The sequence below is a fragment of the Cloacibacterium normanense genome (genome assembly GCF_002943105.1).
Taxonomy (GTDB): domain Bacteria; phylum Bacteroidota; class Bacteroidia; order Flavobacteriales; family Weeksellaceae; genus Cloacibacterium.
This window is the reverse complement of sequence record NZ_PTPZ01000003.1, coordinates 390874-411385: the sequence shown is the minus strand read 5'-3', so window position 1 is coordinate 411385 and position 20512 is coordinate 390874. Positions and strand designations below refer to the sequence as shown.

Below are 20512 nucleotides of genomic sequence, written 5' to 3'. Positions count from 1 at the left end.
CAAAAATATATCATATAAATACAAAATTTTAAACTAAAAATTAAACATAATATACAAAAAGAACAAAAAAACCCGAAAATAAAGATAAAAAAAAACCTTCACTAAAGAAGGTTTTATGTATTAAAATGAGGAAATATTACAAATCTATCACAGGTTCTAGCAATTGTTCCATTCTGGCTTTTATTTGGTCTACAGAACCTAAATAACCATTGATTAACAAAGAAAAAGAAAGAATTCTTCCGTCTCTAGTTTTAATGTAACCTGCCAAACATTTTACCCCATTGAGTGTTCCTGTTTTGGCAAAAATTTGACCGTAATTGTTACCCGATTTAAACATTCTTCTCAGCGTTCCTGTTTCACCAGCAATCGGCAAAGATTTAAGAAAATCGTCATAATATTTTTCTTTCATTACCTCTGCTAAAAACTTCACCTGAGAAATCGGTTTTACTTTATTTGCTCTCGACAAACCACTTCCATCCGCTAAAACTAAGCCATCAAAATCATATCTTTTTTCTTCTAAATGTCTCACGATAGTTTCTCGTCCCGATTCTAGAGAAACATTTCCTGTTTTGTAAAAACCTACCGTTTTCAACAGAGATTCTGCTAAAGCATTATCACTTTTTTGGTTGGTAAAGTAAATAATATCCACCATTGTAGGCGAAGAATATTTCGCTAAAAACTGTCTTTCTTCAGGATTTGGGTCAGTCACTCTATTGATGACTTTTCCAGAAATAGGGATTCTATTTTTAATCAAACTCGCTCTAAGATTATTGGCTAATAACGCTGGAGCTGCAGGAATTGTGGTAATTAAATTATTGGCTTCAAATTTTTCGGTGAAAGCCATTTTGTGCATGTAAGGAGAAACGTAAAAATATCTTTTTGAAGTGTCAAAAACAGATTTTGCTTTTACGGCAATTCTCTCGTTTTTTGGGTTGATGTTATTGGTATTTCCTACAGGAAGATAGTAATTGTTGTGCTCTAGCCAAACTATTTTTTCAGGCAATTCTAATCTTACATCTTGAAAAACAGCCGTTTGCACCACAATATCTCCATTGATTTTTTTAATTCCTGCTTCAGAAATTTTCGCTAAATAATCGCTGATAATTTGAGAATAAGACCACGCTCCTGCTTTTCCTGTTCCCATAGAAGGATCACCACTGCCAATCACGAAAAGATTTCCGTTAAGCGTTCCCGTTTCGTCAATGGTTCCAGAGTATTCTAATTGGGTAATCCATTTGAATCTTCCTCCCAAAAGTGACATAGAAGCATCGGTAGAAAGCAATTTGGTAGTAGAAGCCGGAATCAGAGGTTTGTCTTCATTATAACCGGTGATGACTTCTTTTTTTTTGGTATCGTAGACTACAAAACCCCAAGTTGCATTGCGCAAAAGAGGGTCTTTTTTCATTTTTTCTATATTTTCTTCTAACTGTTCTTTAGGAGAAAGCACGGGTTTTTCTATTCCAGCACTTCCTATTCCACTTTTTTCGGTATATATATTAGAAGAAACTGATGAAGTTTGGGCAATAACTGCGGTTTGTACAAGCACAGTTGCAGCTATAGCTATTCTTTTCAATTCTCTCATTTTAGACTTTATAATAATCAGATTTTCAATATTCTAACGAGGCAAATTTATAAATTATTGCCTTTTCCTATTCTTCTTGTATAGCTAAAACTGTCCCAAGAATTGTTAAAATTTGTTAAAAATCAACAAACGTATCTATTTTGATACTTTTATAAGCAGTAATTTCTTCGAATTCTTCGAGAGATTTCAGCACGTAATCCTTGTATTCTTGGTACTTTTTGCCTCTTGGTAATTTGAGCAAAATCTGATACTGATACAAGAGATTTATTTTACCAATCGGTGCTTTTTCTGGCCCTAAAATACATGGCAAAGGCAAATATTTTTGCAAAACCGAACTTAAAAACTGAGAAGCTCTCTGTAATTTTTCTTCTTTTCTGTGCTTGAGTTCTATTAAAACCAATTTCACAAAAGGTGGATACAAAAATTGCTCTCTTTCTTTGAGGAAATGCTCATAAATTTTTGTAGAATTTTCTTCTTTAATCAGTTCAAAAAGAGGATGATGAGGATTATAAGTTTGGATATAAATTTTACCTTTCCCAGAGTTTCTTCCCGCTCTTCCCGAAACCTGCGTAATTAACTGATAAGCTCTTTCTTCTGCTCTGAAATCCTGAACATACAACAGTGCATCTGCTTTAGGAATAGCCACCAATTCTATATTATCAAAATCCAAACCTTTAGAAATCATTTGTGTTCCTACCACAATTTCGGCTTCTCCAGATTCTATTTTTTCGTAGAGTTTTTCGTAGGCAAATTTCTTACGCATACTGTCTACATCCATTCTTTCTACTTGAGTTTCCTTAAAGATTTTCTGCGTTTCTTCTTCTATCTGTTCTATGCCAATTCCACGAGTGTTGAGATTTGTACTTTGACATTTCGGACAGATTTTAGGTTTCTGCGCTTTGTGACCACAGTAATGGCATTTCAACTCGTTGGTAGATTTATGATAGGTCATCACCACATCACAATTGCTGCAATAGGTAACATGACCGCAACTTTCGCATTCTACCACGTTTGCATAACCTCTTCTGTTGTGCAGAATGATGGTCTGCTTTTTATGTTCTAAATTTTCAGAAATTTTATCAATTAAATGCTGAGAAAAATGCCCTACTGAAAGTTTCGATTCTTGCGCTTCTTTGAAATTGATGATTTCATATTTTGGCAAAGCTACTTCGCCAAATCTTTCTCCTAAGAAAACGTATTTTAACTTGCCTTTTTTTGCAGCGTAATAACTTTCTACAGAAGGCGTTGCAGAACCCAAAATCGCTTTTGCTTGATAATAATTTGCCAAAACCAAAGCGGCATCTTTTGCATTAAAAAACGGTTTTACTTCACGTGGTTTGTAAGCAGCATCATGTTCTTCATCGATGATGATTAAGCCCAAATTCTGAAACGGAAGAAACAACGAACTTCTGGTTCCGATGAGGATTTTAATCTCATTATTCTTCACTTTTCGCCAAACTTCTACTTTTTCGAAATCTGTGAGTTTTTGATGATAAAAACCGAGTTGTTTTCCGTATTTTTTTTCTAATCTTTGGATAATTTGTTTGGTCAAAGCAATCTCTGGAAGCAGAAACAATACATTTCTTCCATTAGCAATGGTTTCTTCTATTTTTTCCAGATACAAATGCGTTTTTCCTGAACTGGTAACACCATGAAGCAAGACATTTTTGCCATCACGGAAACCTTCATCTATTTCTGTCAAAGCTTTTTCTTGAATTTTCGAAAGTTTTTCCAGATTTTCTATTTCTCCTTCATAAGTTTCGATTCTATCTTTCTGAAGGTAATATTCTTGCACCAAATTTTTCTCCACCAAACCTCTTAAATGCGAAGCATTGAAAACTCCATTTTCAAAAAATTGAGACTTTCGCAGCGGTTGATTTTGTGTTTGTTGAGCCTCCAAAATTGACAAAAACAAATCTTTTTGTTTTTTGGCTTTGGTTAAACTTTGCAGAATTTCTGACAGATTGCCGAGAATATTTTCATCAATTTTAAGATAAGCTACTTCTTTGGCTTTATATTTTTCGTAGATTTTTTCGTCTATTAAAATCAACTGTTCGTCGATGAGTGCTTTTACTGTTTTTACGATTTCTTTTTTAGGAATAAACGCTTCTATTTCAGATAAACTGATGAGGCTTTTCACTTCTAGAGCTTGTAATAAATAGGTTTCATTGGCGTCCAGAACTTCCCAGTCTATTTCTTTGTTCGGATTTCGTTTCAGATAGGTTTCACTTTCTAATTTTAAAGAACTTGGAAACGCAAAACGGTAGATTTCGCCAATATTACAGAGATAATATTCCGAAAACCAATTCCAGAATCTCAATTGCTGTTTGGGAACAATAGGTTCTGCATCTAGCAATGAATGAATGTCTTTTGGCAAAAAAGTTTCGGGTTCATTCTGATGAATTTCGGCAACAATTCCTGTATAGATTTTCTTCCCACCAAAAGGAACCAAAACACGCATTCCTACTTCGATTTTCGACAAAAATTCTTCGGAAACTTTGTAGGTAAAAGTTCCTTTGAGATTAAGCGGTAGAATGATTTGTGCGAAAGTCAATGCGGCGATGTGTTGATTTGACGATTTGATGATGATTTTTACAAAAATACGGATTTTAGAATTGATTTTTCACGCAAAGTCGCAAAGTTTTTACGCAAAGAACGCGAAGTTTCCTTTAATTTAAATTTAATAAATGAATTAAGAGAATTAAGTTTTAGCTAAAGCCGATAACCAAATTCATAAAAAAAGCGGACTACTTTTCGACTACGCTCAAAGTGATATCCGCTTGTATTGATATTTTGAAAAATTTCTGAAAAAATTACTTTTCTTTTCTTCTTCTTTCTAATTCTTTTTGAATCAATGAAAGTTCACGACCTGTTTGTCCAGCTACAGAAGTGTTTTCCTGTGCTCTTCTGGTAAGATAAGGCACCACGTCTTTTACAGGACCGTAAGGTAAATACTTGGTTACATTGTATTTTTTTTCGCCAAGGTAATAAGTTATGTTATCACTCATTCCGTATAACTGCCCGAAATGGATATTTTCATGGTCATGAGGTAAACCTTTGGCTTGCATTTTATCCATCGCCAATTCTGTAGACTTTTCATTATGAGTCCCGAAAAATGCTGCTACTCTCTCTAAATTTTCTAAAACAAAATCTACTGCTGCATTATAATTATTATCGGTAGCTTCTTTGGTTGGCTGTATTGGATCTGGGTATTTTTTTTCAGCAGCGCGCTCTCTTTCTTTTTCCATGTAAGCACCACGAACAAATTTATATCCCAAGAAATAGTTTTTAGATTTTGCACGCTCTAAATCTTGAGCCATATATTCTAATCTTCCGGTTCTGTACATTTGGAGTGTATTCCAGATGTAGGCTTTTTCTTGGTTGTATTTCTCCATCATTTCGTTTACCAAATGATCTACTGCATCTTGCATCCAAGACTCTTCTGCATCAATCATCAGAATTACCTTATTTTCATACGCCATTTTGCAAACTTCTTCATAACGGTTTCTTACACGTTGCCATTCTTCTTTTTCGGAACTGGTTAATTCTTTTCCCGCTGATACATCAGCATACAAGTCTAATCTACCAAAACCTGTTGGTTTAAAAACCACAAAAGGAATAGCAGGATTACCTATTGCAAATTTTATATTTTCTTTAATTTCTTCGCAAGTTATATCAAAAGCCGCTTCTTCTTCTTTTCCTTCGATGGCATAATCAAAAATGCTTCCTACATGATGCTTAAACATTTTGTCTACCACTTTCATGCTTTGTTCACGCGTTTCACCACCACAGAATTGCTCGAAAAGAGTATTTTTCACTAAATCTGTTACCAAAGGAAAATTGTTTTTAATGGTGAAATTCAAAACGTTAATTCCCACATTCGTAAGGCTAGGATATTTAATAGCGGTAAACATCCACTTGGCTTTTTCTAGTTGCGCTGTTGACTTTTCAGCAAAAGCAATTTTAGTATCGTTGAAAATTGACATATATAATTATTTGACGCCCAAATTTAATGATTGTTATGCAATTACTAAAATATAAATTTCATGATTTTTATAGGTCTAATAATTAAACATTTGTATAGAATAATTTTGTTATACAAGACAAAAATCACGGCACACCAAAATTTTGGTGTGCTTTTTATTGTTATTTTTGCAAAAATTTTTTGCATGCTTTCTATTTTAGACTCAGAATTTTCAGCACTTAATACGTTTATACAAGAAAAAAATCCAAGTCAGATTTTCATCTTGGTAGACGAAAACACTCATCAACATTGCCTTCCTACACTTTTAGGAAATCTAGATACCGATGTTCACTTTGAAATTATAGAAATAGAATCAGGAGAAGATGCTAAAAATATTTCTACGGTGGTACAACTTTGGGAAATTTTATCAGATTTTGAAGCAGACAGGAAATCATTACTTCTCAATTTAGGAGGTGGTGTGATTACCGATTTGGGCGGTTTCGTAGCTTCTACTTATAAGAGAGGAATTTCTTTCATCAATATTCCCACTACACTTCTAGCGATGTGTGATGCTTCTATTGGAGGAAAAACAGGAATAGACCACCAATATCTTAAAAATATTATAGGAACTTTTGCAGAAGCAGAGCATATTTTGGTTTATCCAGAATTTTTAAAAACGCTGGACTTTGTAGAGTTAAGAAGCGGTTTTGCGGAAATGCTGAAACATGGATTAATTGCGGATGTTTCTCACTGGAATGATCTCATTACCATAGAAGAACTTACGCCCGAAAATATTGCTCCGCATATCGAAAACTCTATGATGATTAAAGAAAATGTGGTGGTAAAAGATTACAAAGAAAAAAGTCTTAGAAAAATATTAAATTTTGGTCACACCATTGGTCATGCTGTGGAAAGTCTTTGCCTTAAAACGCACCACGTCATTCCACATGGTGAAGCGGTAGCGCTTGGAATGATTATCGAAACTAAAATTTCGGAGTTAGAAAATCTTATTTCGCCAGAAAAAGCACACCACATTATTGAAAATATTCAAAAATACTATCCATATATTTCGATTTCTGCATTTAGCAATAAAGAGATTATCTCACTGATGCTCAATGACAAAAAGAACGACCATGGAAAGATTAATTTCTCTATTTTAGAAGGTTTAGGTAAATGTAACTATGACTATAAAGTAAGTCAAGAGCACATAGAACAAGCTTTAGATTACTACAGAAATATTAATGCATAGCATAATAAAAACCCTTTAACAAAAGGTTTTTTGGCAACATATTTGAAAGTTTGGCTTTGGCCAAACTTTTTTTTATGGAATTCTGTAAAAAACAATGAAAATTTTGTAAAATAAAATTTTAAGAAATGCTACAACTTTGCCTTAGAAATCTGAACAACTTTTCAGTTTTAATAAAGCTTACAAGTGTGGAGCAAAAATTTTGAAACAATTGTTTAAAATTTTATAACGAGAAGCTTTTACAAAATTTGAAACTTTGCAAAGACAAAAACATAAAACTTAAAAATTAGAAATTAGAAATTAATAAGAACAAAAAATTTAAAATTATGAAAAAATTATTTTTAACCGCTGCAGTAGCAGTAAGCTCATTGACATTTGCACAGCAATTCGGAGCAAAAGCAGGTATGAACGTTTCAACTATTTCAGACGAAGGATTTGATGACACTAAATCAAAAGTAGGTTATTATGCAGGTGTATTCATGAACGTTCCAGTATCAGAATCATTCAGCATTCAACCAGAAGTTTTATATAACAATTTAGGCTCTAAAGTATCTTCTACCGTATTAGGAACTACTTATTCTTCTACCCTTAACTTAGATTATGTAGCAGTACCAGTGATGTTCCAATATAAAGCTACTCCACAGTTTTACTTAGAAGCAGGTCCAGAATTTGGATTTTTAGTGAATGCTAAACAAAAATTTGATGACGGTTCTTCTTCAACAGTAACAGAATTGGATAAAGAAGACTTCAACAGCTTCAACATGGGAGTTGGTCTAGGTTTAGGATTTGACATTTCTAAAAATGTAGGTTTAAACGCAAGATATGTAGCTGGTTTCAGTGATATCACTAAAGAATCAGGACCTTCAACTGACGCGAAAAATAAAAACAACGCTTTTCAAGTTGGTTTAAATATAAAGTTCTAATGAAAGAACACTTGATGAAAAAAAGTAAAAGCCGAAGATTATTCTTCGGCTTTTTTAGTGCTGTAAATCAGACACTTGATAATTCGGTTGCATTTTTGGCATGCTCTTTGGAAATATGAAAACATTAAACAATTATTTAATTTTGAAAAATAAAAAGATTATGAAAAAAATATTTTTGGGATTAACCGTTTTAGCAAGTTCACTTTCTTTTGCTCAACAATTTGGAGTAAAAGCAGGTCTTAACTTATCAGACATTTCTAATACTTCTACCGCAGTAGACACGAAAATGAAAACTGGATTATATGCAGGTGTAACTGCTACTTTCCCTATTACAGAATCTTACAGCATCAAACCAGAATTGGTGTACAACCAAATGGGCGCAAAAACCGATTTATATGATTTCGGAGGAATTATTGGCCAAGTTTCTACAACTACTAAACTAGATTATCTATCATTACCGATTATGTTGCAGTATAATTTACCGAGCAATTTATATTTAGAAGTAGGACCAGAGTTTAGCTACATGCTTTCGGCAAACCAAAGTTTAAACACCATTATCACACCTTCTACCAACATTAATATGGATTACTTAAACCGATTTAATGTAGGAGCTGGAGTTGGCGCTGGACTTAAAATCAATGAAAATTTAGGCATCAATGCTCGTTATACATTCGGTTTAACAGGAATTGGAAAAGATGGAAACGTAACCGATTATTTCTTAAGCAATTCTAAGAACAATAACTTGCAAGTAGGTCTTGATTTCAACTTTTAGAACACTAACACTTTCATACATACAACCTATCATTACCAAAAAAACTCGAGAAATTCTCGAGTTTTTCTATTTATTTAAATTTAAAACTAATCAAACAAATGCGTTTCTTTTGGTTTATTTACCGGATATTTTTCTGTAAAACAACCGAAACAATGGTCAGAAGAACCTAAAATTACTTTTAAATTATCAATGCTCAAAAATTCTAAACTGTCTACTCCCAAATAATCTTTTAATTCTTCCACAGACATATTTGCGGCGATTAAATCATCTTTTTTCGGAGTATCAATTCCTAAGAAACATGGCGCAATAATCGGTGGAGAAACACTTCTGAAATGAATTTCTTTCGCTCCACTGTCTCTTAAAATTTTCACCAATCGCTTAGAAGTTGTTCCTCTTACAATAGAATCATCAATAATGACCACTGACTTGCCTTTGATTTCAGCAACAATAGGATTCAGTTTCAAATTCACTACTCTTTCTCTCATTTCCTGAGACGGAACAATGAAACTTCTCGCGATGTATCTGTTTTTAATTAAAACTGGTCTAAATGGTATTCCAGAAGCTTTAGAATAGCCAATTGCAGCAGGAACTCCAGAATCTGGAACCCCAATGACCACATCTGCTTTTACAGGAGCTTGTTCCCAAATTTTTTCGCCAGACTTTTCTCTAATTTCGTGTACATTAATTCCCTCTAAAGTAGTATCAGGTCTTGCAAAATAAATATATTCAAAAGCACAGATTCTTCTTTCGCAATTTTCTTTAACCAAGAAACTCTGTAAACCTTCGTGATGCTCAGAAGTATAAACAATTTCACCAGGAAGAATATCTCTTACATATTGCGCTCCTACAGCATCTAATGCACAAGTTTCAGAAGCACAAGCGAAAGTTTTTTCGTCTATCGCTCCTAAAACCAAAGGACGAATTCCATGAAAATCTCTGAACGCAAAAAATTTATTTCTGGTCATTCCTACAACGGAATAAGCGCCTTCTATTTTTTCCATGGTTGCTTTTATCGCACCCCGCAATCCTAAATCCAGATTTTTCTGAATCAATCTCAATATCACCTCAGAATCTGAAGTTGCTTTGAAAACTACACCTTCCGCTTCTAATTCTGCTTTGAGTTCTTGCGCATTGGTCAAATTACCATTATGAGCAATCGACAAAATAATTTGGTCGTACTCATTTTTTGCAAAAAATGGCTGAAAATTATAGGTTTTTTTATCTCCAGCTGTGGTATAACGAGTATGACCAATCACTGCATTTCCTAATAATGCTTCTGGATTTGGAATGGTTTTAAAAACATCCAACACCAAACCTTCATCTTTTACCGTAATAATTTTACCTTGAGAAGAAACAGAAATACCGCAAGCTTCTTGTCCACGATGCTGCAAAGCAAACAACCCGAACTGAGAAAGCGAGAACGTATCTACTTCATTATCAGAATACAAACCAAAAATACCACATTCTTCTTCCATTTTATCAAATGGGTAATTGGTATTTGGTATTTGGTATTTGGTATTTTGAAAATCATTATAACGATTTTCAAAAGCATATTTGGATATAGTTGAATAATTTTGAAATTCTAATTTCATTACAACGTTTTTTGGAGATTATGATTCATTTTCATTATTGAATCTAATTCTTTAGAAATGGTCTCTAGTTCTTCTTCTGAAATGTATTCTAATTCTTTTGAAATAATTAATTGAGTTTCTAATTCAAAACAAGAACCAATTGAAATTTGTAAAAAATTCTTAAACTGAGCGTTTGAATTCCTACCCGCACCTTCAGCAATATTAGAAGGAATTGAAATTGCAGCTCTTCTTAATTGTTGAGTCAAAACAAACATTTCTTCCTTCGGAAATTTTCTGGTTAAATTATATATATTTTTAACAAGGGAAATTGATGAAATCCATACATTCAGTTTTTTATAATTGTGCATAAAATTTATTTTTTAAAACTTAATACTAAATACCAATTACTAGATACCAATTACTAATTACTAGATACCAATTACTTTCCTAGAGTTTTTTTCAATCTTTCATAGATTTCTACATACGCTTCTGTAACTTCGCCCAAATCACGTCTGAATCTATCTTTATCGAGTTTTTTCATGGTATCTTTATCCCAAAGTCTGCAAGTATCTGGAGAAATCTCGTCTGCGAGAATAATTTTACCATCAGATGTTTTTCCTAATTCGATTTTGAAATCTACCAAAATAATGTTCATCTTATCAAACAATTCTTTCAGTAACTCATTGATTTTGTTAGTTAAAGCATACATTTCATCTAGTTCTTCTTTGGTAGCAGCTCCCAAGAAAATGGCGTGACAATCATTAATCAACGGATCACCTAATTCATCTTTTTTATAACAAATATCAAAAATGGTAAATGGAGATTTTACACCTTCTTCTACTCCTAATCTTTGTGCCATACTTCCTGCAGCGTAGTTTCTCACCACCATTTCTAGAGGAATAATACTCACTTTTCTTACCAACTGTTCTCTTTCATTCAATTGTTTGATGAAATGAGTTGGGATTCCTTTTTCTTGTAAATACTCAAAAATAAGTGTAGTAATAGCGTTGTTCATTTCGCCCTTCAAATCGAAACTTCCACGTTTTTGTGCATTAAATGCCGTTGCATCGTCTTTGAATTTTACGATTACTTCTTCTGGATTTTCTGTTGCGAAAACTTGTTTTGCTTTTCCTTCGTAAAGCATTTCACCTTTATTCATATCTAACTTTTTATTTAGGATTTATTTAAAATATTCTACTCCGTTTCTGAAAATATTATGATAATTTGCTGTAGGAATGTTTTTGAACAAACCTTCTGCAAAACGTTCAGGATGCCCCATTCTTCCAAAAATCTTACCACTTTCACTTGTAATTCCTTCAATTCCGAAAAGCGATTGATTAGGATTAAATGGCATTCCGTGCGCAACGTTTCCATCAGTATCGATGTATTGTGTAGCAATCTGACCTTTTTTGTACAAATCCAGCAATACTTCTTCCGAAGCCATGAATCTACCTTCACCGTGAGAAATCGGGATGGTATAAACCTCGCCTTTCATTCCCTTTAACCAAGGAGAATCATCATTGATGACTTTTACATCTACCATCTGAGAAATGTGTCTTCCGATAGCATTGTGCGCTAAAGTTGGAGATGTTTCATCTAAATCTCTGATTTCACCGTAAGGAAGCAAACCAGATTTTACCAAAGCCTGAAAACCGTTACAAATTCCCAAAATCATTCCGTCTCTGGAAAGCAATTCGTGAACTGCATTTTTCATCTTTTCATTCTTCAAAACATTCACAATAAATTTAGCCGAACCGTCTGGTTCATCACCTGCTGAAAAGCCTCCTGAAAACACTAAAATTTGCGACTGTTTAATTTTTTCTAGCCAAGCTTCTATACTTTCATCGAGCAATTGATGGGTTAAATTTTTCAGTGGTAAACTCTCTACAATAGCACCTTCTTTTCTGAAAGCATTTTGCGTTTCGTATTCACAATTGGTTCCTGGGAAAATTGGAGCAAAAACTTTTGGTGTTCCAATTTTATGAGAAATAATGTTGATAGATTTTTTCTCTGTTCCGTTTAGATTTTCATCAAAATCAATTTGAATTCTTTCCTTTTCTTTAGTTGGAAATAAATTTTCGAACGTTCCAAAATTAACTTCAAGTAATTTATAGATATTAAAATCTAAATTATTGATTTTGATTATTTTTGAATTTTTAACCTCACCTATTAATTCAAGTAAATTACTGTCTAATTTTTCTGAAGATTCTATAACTAATCCACCGATATTTTTTTCGAGTAATAATTTTTCAACGATAGAAATTTCTGCACCGAGAAGATTTCCAAAACTCATTTTTGCAACCGCTACTGCAACTCCACCATCTTTAATGGTTTTCACAGAAACGATTTTTTTATCCTGAATCCCTTGTTGAATATAATCAAAAACTTCGCTTAAATTTTGATAATTTGGCAATCCATTTTCTTGAGTTTTGTGATGGAAATGATAAATGAAGTTTCCAGCCTTTTTAAACTCTGGAGAAATAGTGTTTAATTTTTTTCCATCAGCACAAGCGAAGGAAATTAAGGTTGGAGGGACATTGATATCTTGGTACGTTCCACTCATAGAATCCTTACCTCCGATAGCTGCTAAACCAAGGTTCATTTGGGCATCATAAGCACCTAAAAGTGATGCTAAAGGTTTCCCCCATTTTTCTGGATTATTGCCTAATTTTTCAAAATATTCCTGAAAACTTAGTCTGATATTTCTAAAATTTCCGCCCATTGCGACGATTTTAGCCACAGACTCTACCACGGCTAAACTTGCACCAATCATAGAATTTTGCTTGGAAATTTCAGCATCAAAACCCCAACTTGCATAAGAAACCGTTTCTATATTTTCAGCGTTGAGAATAGGTAATGTCTGCACACAACCTTCGGTTTCTGTAGTTTGAAATTTTCCACCAAAAGGAAGCGCAACTGTAGTCGCACCCACTGTAGAATCAAACATTTCGACTAATCCTTTTTGAGATGCCGTATTTTTATCTGCTAAAATTTTGTAGAAATTCTCTTCACTAAATTCAATAGAACTTGAGTTAATTTCTTGTAAATGAGCAACTTTAGCATCTTGTTTCTTTGCGCAACCGCTTGTATCGAGAAATGCTCTGGATAAATCTACAATTTTTTGTCCGTTCCAGAACATTTGCATTCTTCCGCTGTCTGTAACTTTTGCTACTTCAACGGCTTTTATGTTTTCTGCTTCACAGAATTTGATAAATTTTTCTTTTTCGTGGGCTTCAATCACTACTGCCATTCTTTCTTGAGATTCCGAAATGGCGAGTTCTGTTCCATTTAACCCTTCATATTTCAAAGGTAAAACATCGAGGTTAATTTCCAGTGAATCAGCAATTTCTCCAATTGCAACAGAAACTCCACCCGCTCCAAAATCATTTGATTTTTTAATCAACTTCGTTACTTCTGGATTCCTAAACAATCGTTGAATTTTTCGTTCTTCCACTGCATTTCCTTTCTGCACCTCAGAACTCATCGTATGAATAGAAGTTTCGTCTTGCTCTTTAGAACTTCCCGTTGCTCCGCCAACTCCATCTCTTCCCGTTGCTCCTCCTAAAACAATTACCACATCTCCAACAACTGGTTTTTCTCTACGAACCCAAGATTTCGGAACAGCTCCTGCTACAAAACCAACTTCCATTCTCTTCGCTTTGTAACCTTCGTCATAAATTTCAGAAACGTGAGTCGTTGCAAGACCAATTTGATTTCCGTAGGAAGAATAGCCATTTGCTGCTTGTTTAGAAATGGTTCTTTGTGGCAATTTACCAGGTAAAGTTTCAGAAATTGGCTCTAAAACATCTGCAGCACCCGTTAAACGCATCGCTTGAAAAACGAATGCTCTTCCAGACAAAGGATCTCTTATTGCGCCACCCAAACAAGTAGAAGCACCACCAAAAGGTTCAATTTCTGTGGGGTGATTGTGTGTTTCGTTTTTGAATAACAGATACCAAGGTTCTTTTTTGCCGTCAAATTCGGCTTCTATTTCTATGGTACAAGCGTTGATTTCGTCAGAAACGACTAGATTTTCTAGCTTGCCTGTTTTATGGAAATATCTTGCGCAAACCGTAGCCAAATCCATCAAAGAAATAGGTTTTGCTTCTCTGCCTAAGAATTTTCTTTTTTCTAAATAATCATTAAAGATTTTCTCTAAAGTCTCCTTGAACCTTCCTTCAAACTGAATATCAGTAAGTTCTGTTTCAAAAGTAGTGTGACGACAATGATCGCTCCAATAGGTATCCAAAACTTTTAGTTCGGTTTCGGTAGGATTTCTGTTTTCTGATTTAAAATAGTCTTGAATGAACTGTAAATCATCAAAACCAAAGGCGAAACCGTGATTGTTGTAAAAATCGTTAAGTTGTTGACTTGTTAAATCATTAAAATCATCGTAGATTTTGATTTGATCTGGAGTTTCTTCCGCTGGAATTTCTAAAATTTCAAGATTTTTTTCTTGAGATTCTACTTTATTGATGAGCAAATTTTTGATTTTAGTCAAATCAGCCTCATTGATTCCTTGTAATTCAATCAGTTTACCACTTCTTACGGTAGATTTCTCGTTTCCAGTAAGTAAGGCGATACATTGCTGTGCAGAATCTGCTCTTTGATCATATTGACCAGGAAGAAATTCTGTTGCAAAATAAATGGATTTTGCAGGATTTTCATGATGCAAAATATCCACCACTGGATCTACAAAAGTATTGTTGACTACTTTTTCAAATTCCAATTCGTCTAAGCCAAAAATATCATAGATATTAAAGACTTTTACCGATTGAATGTTTGGCAAAATAGATTTAATTTCATTTAAAACTTTAGGACTTTCTACATCGAAAATTCCTCTTTTTTCTACGAAAATTCTTTTTTTATAAGACATCAGATGTCAGATTTAAATATTAGATTTATTACTTTTCAAACAAAAAGTGCAGCGACAACGCTGCACAAATTTATACTTTTAGTTCTGATTCTAAGCCAATTAAGTCGGCGTATTTTTCCAAAACAGGTTGAATCTCTTGCTGAACAAATTCCTCGGTTTGGATAGGTGCGAAGCCGATGAAATTTTTAGGGTCTAGAACCTCTTTCAATTTCGACTTGTCTAATTTCAGGGAGTCGTCATTCATGATCCTTTCTATTAAGTCGTTTTCTTTGCCTTCCATTTTTACCTTTTTCGAGGCTTCCATAGAATGAACGCGAATCACTTCGTGAATTTCCTGTCGGTCACCACCCGCTTTTACTTCCTCCATGATGATGTATTCTGTGGCCATAAACGGAAGTTCTTCCATAATATGTTTATGAATTCTGTTTTCGTACACTACGATTCCATTCATAATGTTATTCCAAATCAACAAAATAGCATCTACAGCTAAAAACGCTTGTGGAATGGTTAAACGTTTATTTGCAGAATCATCTAAAGTTCTTTCGAACCATTGTGTAGCTGCTACCATTGCAGATGAATTTTGCAAAGACATCACATATTTTGCTAATGCAGAAATTCTTTCAGAACGCATAGGATTACGTTTGTAAGCCATCGCAGATGAACCAATTTGATTTTTCTCAAAAGGTTCTTCTATTTCTTTTAAATTCTGTAAAAGTCTTAAATCGTTGGTAAATTTATGAGCAGATTGTGCAATATTTGACAATAAAGCCAAAACTTTTGCATCAATTTTTCTATCGTAAGTTTGACCAGAAACCCCGAAAACCTTTTCAAAACCAAAACGTTTGGACAATTCTTTGTCTAAGTGTTTCACTTTAGAATAATCTCCGTTAAAAAGCTCTAGAAAGCTTGCTGCGGTTCCTGTAGTTCCTTTTACGCCTCTAAATCTTAATGTTTCGAGGAAAAATTCTAATTCCTCTAAATCCAGAAGTAAAGATTGCAACCAAAGCGTAGCACGTTTTCCCACAGTTGTTAACTGTGCTGGTTGAAAGTGTGTAAAACCAAGCGTTGGTAAATCTTTATATTGAAGTGCAAAATCAGAAAGATTTTTGATGACGTTTACCAATTGTTTTCTGATAATTTGCAGTCCGTCTCTAATTTGAATAAGGTCTGTATTATCTCCTACAAATGCCGAAGTTGCACCCAAATGAATGATTGGTTTAGCTAATGGAGCAACATCTCCGTAGGTATGAACATGCGCCATCACATCATGACGAAACTTCTTTTCGTAGTGTGCTGCTTTTTCAAAATCTATGTTTTCTGAATGTTCTTTGAGCTGAGCAATTTGCTCATCGGTAATGTCTAAACCGAGGTCTTTTTCTATTTCTGCGAGCGCAATCCACAGTTTTCTCCAAGTTCTAAATTTCTGATTAGGTGAGAAATTGAAGAGCATTTCTTCACTAGAATAGCGCTCTTCTAATGGATTTTTATAAGAATTCATCGAAGGTCTTTTTTTACTTTTTTTAGATGCTCAAAAATACAATAATAATACTTTTGGTACCAATTTATTTAAAGAAAATTAACATTTAATTAACTTTCAACAAAAAACGCAAGAAAATTCCCTGCGTTTCAATTTTATTTTCTACCTGTAAAATCTTTCATGGTATCATAAATTCCAAAGACGTTTTTCATCACCCAATCGAAGGCTGGAATCGGTAAAATTCCTTGTGAAAAACGGATAAACCAATAAGGAAGTGGCGTTGCCAAAATCTTGGTTCCTCTTTCTATGGCTTTGATAATTCTTTCTGAAGTTGGTTCTGGTTCTAGAATCGGAAGTAATTTAGATTTCACTCCGTCAAACATTCCTGTGTTGATGTAAAAAGGCATAATAGTAGTGACAGAAATATTCTTGCCCAGTTGTTGCATTTCTAATCTTAAAGAATCACTCCAACCGTTTACTGCCCATTTTGAGGCTGCATAAACAGACATTTTAGGATTAGAAATCAATCCTGCTGAAGACGCGATATTACAAATGGCACCAGCATTTTCTTTCATCATTTCTGGTAAAAATTCTAATGCGATGTGCATTAAAGCGTTTGCATTAATCAATAACGATTTCTGAATTTGTTCGTGCGTGTGTTCATGAAAATATTTCCCTACTACAATTCCTGCATTATTGATGAGAATATCTACTTTTCCTACTTCTGTTCTTACTCTTTGTGCAGCGATTTTAATTTCATCTAAGTTAGAGACATCTACTTTATACGTAGAAATTTCTTTCCCGAAATTTGCAAATTCTTCTTTGGTTTTGGCTAAACCTTCTTCATTGATGTCCCAAATAATCAAATTTGAGGCACCTCTTTCCAAAGATTTTCTTGCCATGATTTTACCAATTCCAGAGCAACCACCCGTAATCAGTACTTTTTTATTTTTAAAATCCATATCAATTAATTTTTCTTTTATTCAACAGGGTAAGATACTTCAGAAAAGCATTTGTTTTCTTTAAAATTCTAAAAACTATTATTTCTCACATAAAGTCTTTTTGAAACTTAAAAATATTCCTTCGAAAATCTACAGTTTATTTTATCTTTGTGAAAATCAATGTCTAAAATAATGAATTACGCTGATATTTTACAACAACAGAAAACTTTTTTTAACAGTCACGCTACCAAAGATTTAGATTTCAGAAAAGCACAATTGCAAAAACTGAAAAAAGTAGTCAAAAGCAATGAAAAATTACTGTATGATGCCATTTATCAAGATTTCGGGAAGTCTGAATTTGAAACTTTCGGAACCGAAATTTCTTTTATATATAAAGACATCGACTATTATTTAAAAAATTTAAAATCTTTTGCCAAGCCAAAAAGTGTTCTCACCAATATTGTGAACCAAATGGGAAGCAGTAAAATCGTGTTTGAACCGCTTGGAAATTGTTTGGTTATCGGTGCGTGGAATTATCCTTATCAATTGACTTTAACACCAGTTATTGCAGCAATTGCTGCTGGAAACACTTGTATGATTAAACCCAGCGAACTTCCTGAAAATACTATGAAAGCGATGGCAAAACTCATCAATGAAAATTTTGATGCTCAATTTTTATACGTGGTAGAAGGTGGTGTAGAAGAAACCACAGCGATTTTAAAACTAAGATTTGACAAAATATTTTTCACGGGAAGTCCGCGAGTTGGAAAAATCGTTTACAAAGCTGCCGCAGAACATTTAACGCCAGTTACTTTAGAATTGGGCGGAAAATCTCCAGCATTTGTGACCGAAAAAGCTGACTTACAAATTGCAGCGAAAAGAATTGTTTGGGGAAAATTCATCAATGCGGGACAAACTTGCGTTGCACCTGATTATCTGTATGTTGCAGAAAATATCAAAGCAAAATTTTTAAAGGTTCTTATCGAAGAAATTAAAAAAAGAAACTATACTGATAACGTAGACCATTATTGTAAAATTATCAACGAGAGAAATTTTGACCGATTAGAAAAGATGATTGACCGCGAAAAAGTGGTTTTCGGAGGGGAAACCAACCGTGAAAAAAGATACATCTCTCCTACTGTTTTAGATAACGTAACTTGGGATGATGCAGTAATGCAAGAAGAAATTTTCGGACCGATTTTACCGATTTTGACGTATAAAAATCTAGAAACTGCCATGCAAACCGTAGTGAAAGGTGAAAAACCGCTTTCTGCCTATTTATTCAGCAATGATGCTAAAGAACAAGAACTTTTCACCGAGAAATTGAGTTTTGGAGGTGGCTGTATCAATGATACTTTGATGCATTTGAGCAATGACAGACTTCCATTTGGAGGTGTAGGAAATTCTGGAATCGGGCATTATCATGGGAAATTTGGATTTATTGCTTTCTCTCACCAAAAAGCAATCCTCAAAAAATCTAATTATTTGGAGCCAGAATTGAAATATCCTCCTTATTCTGATGCTAAACTCAATATTTTGAAAAAATTATTGTAAGAATTTACAAATAAAAAAGAGTTGAAAAAATTCAACTCTTTTTTTATTATTTTTTAGGTTTCCATGCTTCGAAGAAGGCTTTTACTTTATCTAAGCTGTAGCCTTTTCCTTCTTCCAGCGAACCGCTTTCTTGGGTATGAATTTGCTTTCCATTTTTATCTAGAACTATGAAAACAGGGTAACCAAATTTCTCACCGGGATTTCCGTATTGTGCAAAAATCTTCTCGTTTTTATTTTTCGGAGAATAATTGAGGTGATAATAAATGTAGTTTTCGTCTACCAAATTCTTTAATTCTGGAGTAGTTTGCACGAAATTATTAAATCTCAAACACCAAATACACCAGTTTCCTCCTGCTTGTAGCATGATGTTTTTATTCTCTTTTTTGGCTTTTTTTACCAATTCTGCAATTTTTTGTTCTGCATTTTCTGCCTCGTCATAAGGTTTTGCATAAGAGGCTTTTTCGGCTTCTGCTTTTTTCTTGGCTTCTAATTTTTCAGCTTCTGTCAAAGTAGAAGTTTGTGCTGAAAAAACTGTTGGCAATAAAAAGCTTACAAAAGCTAATTTCAATATTGATTTTTTAATGTTCATATTTCTGTAAGATGAAGTTAGTATTTTCGATTTTTATTTTCGGTTCAAATATAATAAATAAACAACTAAAGTAATGATTTTGTAAATTTGCAACTTAATTTAGAACCGTGAACCAAATATCATTCCAAATATTATTATTTTTTTCTAAACTTCCCTTAAAAGTACTCTACCGTTTTTCGGATGTATTTTTCTACTTGAATTATTATGTAATCGGGTATCGAAAAAAAACGGTTTTAGAAAATCTTAGAAATTCTTTCCCCGAAAAAACTGAAGCAGAATTGAAAGACATCAGCAAAAAGTTTTTTAGAAATTTTGGCGATTTTATGATAGAAACACTTAAAATTTTCTCAATAAGCGAAAAAGAACTTTCTGAATTGGTAGATTACAAAGGTCTCGATGTTTTAAGAAAAGCGCATGAAGAAAAGAAAAATGTGATTTTATTGGCTGGGCATAATTTTAACTGGGAACTTTCTATTGCTTTACAAAACAATGTCCCTCAAGAAAATTTTTATGGTATTTATAAAAAACTTGAAAGCGATTTTTGGGACCAAAAAATCATTCAGTCTAGAGCAAAATTCGGAATCAAACTCTTGGAGACAAAAGAAGTAATGAGACATTTTTTTACTGAAAAAAGTGATGGAAATTCTCTTTACGGTTTCGCTGCAGATCAATCCCCTTTTAAAACCAAAATCCAACTAGGCATCAACTTTTTAAATCAAAGAACTCCCGTTTTTACTGGTTACAACAGATTACCCAATAAAGAAAATCTCATGTTTTGTTTTACAGAAATCATTAAAGTAAGACGCGGAAAATATCAATTAACCTTCTCAGAAATCACTCCAGAAAACGAAAAATTCGAAGGAGAAGAATTGGTGATTAAATACATGAAATTATTAGAAGAACTCATCAAAAAACAACCTGAAAACTGGCTTTGGACACACAAAAGATGGAAATATAAAAACCGTCTTACCGATGAAATAATGTACCAAGGTAAAGATTATCCTATTTAACGAAAAT

15 protein-coding genes are annotated in these 20512 nt (G+C 33.5%); 5 read left to right on the top strand and 10 right to left on the bottom strand.

Translation table 11 applies throughout. The annotated features are described in order from the left end of the window. Positions 1-136 precede the first annotated feature (136 nt). The 3 genes from dacB to C3729_RS07280 all read right to left on the bottom strand — a co-directional run bounded on the left by dacB (position 137) and on the right by C3729_RS07280 (position 5568). A complete protein-coding gene (dacB, locus tag C3729_RS07290; RefSeq protein WP_104793539.1) occupies positions 137-1582 on the bottom strand; it encodes a D-alanyl-D-alanine carboxypeptidase/D-alanyl-D-alanine-endopeptidase in 1446 nt (481 codons plus the stop codon). Positions 1583-1697: 115 nt separating this feature from the next. After that, entirely contained in the window at positions 1698-4136 is a 2439-nt protein-coding gene (priA, locus tag C3729_RS07285) for a primosomal protein N' (protein WP_104793538.1), read from the bottom strand. 259 nt (positions 4137-4395) lie between these two features. Further along, a complete protein-coding gene (locus tag C3729_RS07280) occupies positions 4396-5568 on the bottom strand; it encodes a proline dehydrogenase family protein (protein ID WP_104793537.1) in 1173 nt (390 codons plus the stop codon). A 183-nt stretch (positions 5569-5751) separates the two neighbouring features. On the opposite strand from C3729_RS07280, the gene aroB reads away from it, so the two are divergent. The 3 genes from aroB (at position 5752) to C3729_RS07265 (ending at position 8487) form a co-directional block, all read left to right on the top strand. Continuing rightward, positions 5752-6795, top strand: coding sequence for a 3-dehydroquinate synthase (aroB, locus tag C3729_RS07275; RefSeq protein WP_104793631.1), 1044 nt, complete (start codon positions 5752-5754; stop codon positions 6793-6795). A gap of 323 nt (positions 6796-7118) precedes the next feature. Beyond that, on the top strand, positions 7119-7715 hold the full coding sequence (locus C3729_RS07270) for a porin family protein (protein ID WP_104793536.1): 597 nt from the start codon (positions 7119-7121) through the stop codon (positions 7713-7715). A gap of 160 nt (positions 7716-7875) precedes the next feature. Then, positions 7876-8487, top strand: a complete 612-nt coding sequence (locus C3729_RS07265; protein WP_069797302.1) for a porin family protein — start codon at positions 7876-7878, stop codon at positions 8485-8487. A gap of 86 nt (positions 8488-8573) precedes the next feature. Here the strand turns inward: C3729_RS07265 and purF are convergent, their stop codons facing one another. The 6 genes from purF to C3729_RS07235 all read right to left on the bottom strand — a co-directional run bounded on the left by purF (position 8574) and on the right by C3729_RS07235 (position 17373). Beyond that, positions 8574-10079, bottom strand: coding sequence for an amidophosphoribosyltransferase (gene purF / locus C3729_RS07260; RefSeq protein ID WP_104793535.1), 1506 nt, complete (start codon positions 10077-10079; stop codon positions 8574-8576). After that, positions 10079-10426, bottom strand: a complete 348-nt coding sequence (locus C3729_RS07255) for a four helix bundle protein (RefSeq protein ID WP_104793534.1) — start codon at positions 10424-10426, stop codon at positions 10079-10081. The genes purF and C3729_RS07255 overlap by 1 nt, the downstream gene beginning before the upstream one ends. A 71-nt stretch (positions 10427-10497) precedes the next feature. Further along, on the bottom strand, positions 10498-11217 hold the full coding sequence (purC, locus tag C3729_RS07250; protein ID WP_104793533.1) for a phosphoribosylaminoimidazolesuccinocarboxamide synthase: 720 nt from the start codon (positions 11215-11217) through the stop codon (positions 10498-10500). A 21-nt stretch (positions 11218-11238) separates the two neighbouring features. After that, positions 11239-14934, bottom strand: coding sequence for a phosphoribosylformylglycinamidine synthase (locus tag C3729_RS07245; RefSeq protein ID WP_104793532.1), 3696 nt, complete (start codon positions 14932-14934; stop codon positions 11239-11241). Positions 14935-15004: 70 nt separating this feature from the next. Then, a complete protein-coding gene (gene purB, locus C3729_RS07240) occupies positions 15005-16432 on the bottom strand; it encodes an adenylosuccinate lyase (RefSeq protein ID WP_104793531.1) in 1428 nt (475 codons plus the stop codon). A 134-nt stretch (positions 16433-16566) separates the two neighbouring features. Next, positions 16567-17373: an SDR family oxidoreductase gene (locus C3729_RS07235; protein WP_104793530.1), complete on the bottom strand. Its 807-nt coding sequence runs from the start codon at positions 17371-17373 to the stop codon at positions 16567-16569. 171 nt (positions 17374-17544) lie between these two features. Between C3729_RS07235 and C3729_RS07230 the strand changes: the two genes are divergently transcribed. Beyond that, a complete protein-coding gene (locus C3729_RS07230) occupies positions 17545-18906 on the top strand; it encodes an aldehyde dehydrogenase (RefSeq protein WP_104793529.1) in 1362 nt (453 codons plus the stop codon). Between the two features lie 46 nt (positions 18907-18952). Here C3729_RS07230 and C3729_RS07225 read toward each other — a convergent pair whose 3' ends face one another. Beyond that, entirely contained in the window at positions 18953-19495 is a 543-nt protein-coding gene (locus C3729_RS07225; protein WP_104793528.1) for a thioredoxin family protein, read from the bottom strand. 107 nt (positions 19496-19602) lie between these two features. On the opposite strand from C3729_RS07225, the gene C3729_RS07220 reads away from it, so the two are divergent. Further along, positions 19603-20505 (top strand): lysophospholipid acyltransferase family protein, encoded by a 903-nt coding sequence (locus C3729_RS07220; protein WP_260204488.1) that lies wholly within the window; start codon positions 19603-19605, stop codon positions 20503-20505. Positions 20506-20512: the final 7 nt, after the last annotated feature.

What these genes read in the sequence shown, in the direction of transcription:
- aroB (WP_104793631.1), top strand. Translation starts at nt 5,752, where the DNA reads ATGCTTTCTATTTTAGACTCAGAATTTTCAGCACTTAATACGTTTATA.
- C3729_RS07265 (WP_069797302.1), top strand. Translation starts at nt 7,876, where the DNA reads ATGAAAAAAATATTTTTGGGATTAACCGTTTTAGCAAGTTCACTTTCT.
- purC (WP_104793533.1), bottom strand. Translation starts at nt 11,217, where the DNA reads ATGAATAAAGGTGAAATGCTTTACGAAGGAAAAGCAAAACAAGTTTTC.
- C3729_RS07255 (WP_104793534.1), bottom strand. Translation starts at nt 10,426, where the DNA reads ATGCACAATTATAAAAAACTGAATGTATGGATTTCATCAATTTCCCTT.
- C3729_RS07230 (WP_104793529.1), top strand. Translation starts at nt 17,545, where the DNA reads ATGAATTACGCTGATATTTTACAACAACAGAAAACTTTTTTTAACAGT.
- C3729_RS07280 (WP_104793537.1), bottom strand. Translation starts at nt 5,568, where the DNA reads ATGTCAATTTTCAACGATACTAAAATTGCTTTTGCTGAAAAGTCAACA.
- purB (WP_104793531.1), bottom strand. Translation starts at nt 16,432, where the DNA reads ATGAATTCTTATAAAAATCCATTAGAAGAGCGCTATTCTAGTGAAGAA.
- dacB (WP_104793539.1), bottom strand. Translation starts at nt 1,582, where the DNA reads ATGAGAGAATTGAAAAGAATAGCTATAGCTGCAACTGTGCTTGTACAA.
- purF (WP_104793535.1), bottom strand. Translation starts at nt 10,079, where the DNA reads ATGAAATTAGAATTTCAAAATTATTCAACTATATCCAAATATGCTTTT.
- C3729_RS07245 (WP_104793532.1), bottom strand. Translation starts at nt 14,934, where the DNA reads ATGTCTTATAAAAAAAGAATTTTCGTAGAAAAAAGAGGAATTTTCGAT.
- C3729_RS07270 (WP_104793536.1), top strand. Translation starts at nt 7,119, where the DNA reads ATGAAAAAATTATTTTTAACCGCTGCAGTAGCAGTAAGCTCATTGACA.
- C3729_RS07225 (WP_104793528.1), bottom strand. Translation starts at nt 19,495, where the DNA reads ATGAACATTAAAAAATCAATATTGAAATTAGCTTTTGTAAGCTTTTTA.
- C3729_RS07235 (WP_104793530.1), bottom strand. Translation starts at nt 17,373, where the DNA reads ATGGATTTTAAAAATAAAAAAGTACTGATTACGGGTGGTTGCTCTGGA.